The 1031-nt window shown below is 59.8% G+C and carries 1 protein-coding gene; it reads right to left on the bottom strand.

What is annotated here, in order from left to right:
- The coding region (locus F3J17_RS35915) for a DUF3138 family protein (protein ID WP_167070564.1) at positions 1-941 on the bottom strand (941 nt) is incomplete at its 3' end.
- Between the last annotated feature and the right edge of the window lie 90 nt (positions 942-1031).

The following is a 1031-nucleotide window of genomic DNA, read 5'->3' as shown; positions in this document are numbered from 1 at the left end:
GTGAAGGTCGGGATCTTGTTGCTGGTGGTGATCGGATCGCCCAGCGCGTTCGTGCCCGTCTGCGTGACCGAGCCGTAGGTGCGGTACTGCTCGTTACCCAGCATGAACTTGAAGGCCCACTGGCTGCTGTCCGGCGAGTAATTCCAGCCCACGCCCACGTAGCTGCCCGGATCCGAGAAGTCGTACAGCAGGTTGTGGGTGAGGGTGAGCATCTGGTTCGACTGCTGCACCTCGTAGCCGCCAAAGCTCGGCATCAGGCCTGCGACGAAGGTCTGCGTGGCCGTGATCGGCACCGTCACGACCGCCGTATTCAGGATGTTGTTGCCGATATCGCCATGCTCGTTGGCCAGCAGCGTAATGCCGTTGCCGCGGTTAGGCATGAGCGTGATTTCCGCCGACGGCGCCATCGGGCCGACACCAAACGTCTTCTTGATGTCGAGGTACAGATCGCCGAACGTGCTGTTGAAATAGTTGTACGAACTTTCGTGATTCGCGAACAGGAACGACGACGTGCCCGGGGCGCGGTTATACAGATACGTCGGATCGATATAGCCGGTGATCGACAGTCCCGCGATCGGGCCGGTGTTGGCGGCGTCGGAGAGCGAATCCACCTTGAGCTGCTGGCCGGCGATCTGCTGCTTCATCGCATCGACTTCGTCGTTGGTCAGATGCGCGGGCGCCTTGCCGTAGTCGGGCGAGGAGATGTCCACTTCCGGCGCGGCTGCTGCTGCGGTTGTCGTGCCCGCCGGAGCGATGGCCAGCTTCGAGGAACCCTTTGCGGTGGCCTTCGATTCCGACAGTTCGCTCTTGAGCGATTTCACCTCTTTTTGCAGCGCATTGAGCTGCTGCTGCAGGGCCTTGATCTGGTCGCTGGTCGAGTCCGCAAACGCGAGCCCCGGCAGTGCCCCGGCCACCAGCAGACAGATTAACTTCTTCTTCATCGACATTCTCCTTATGGGTCGTTATTGCAGGCGTTTCGACGTTTAATTCTTTTATTGCGGGTTTTTCTGGTGGCCGTTTTTATCCGTCGC

Origin of the sequence: Burkholderia sp. Ax-1719, assembly GCF_011753055.1 — a bacterium.
Taxonomy (GTDB): Bacteria; Pseudomonadota; Gammaproteobacteria; order Burkholderiales; family Burkholderiaceae; genus Paraburkholderia.
The sequence above is the reverse complement of the archived record's forward strand: the minus strand, read 5'-3'. Positions and strand labels throughout refer to the sequence as shown.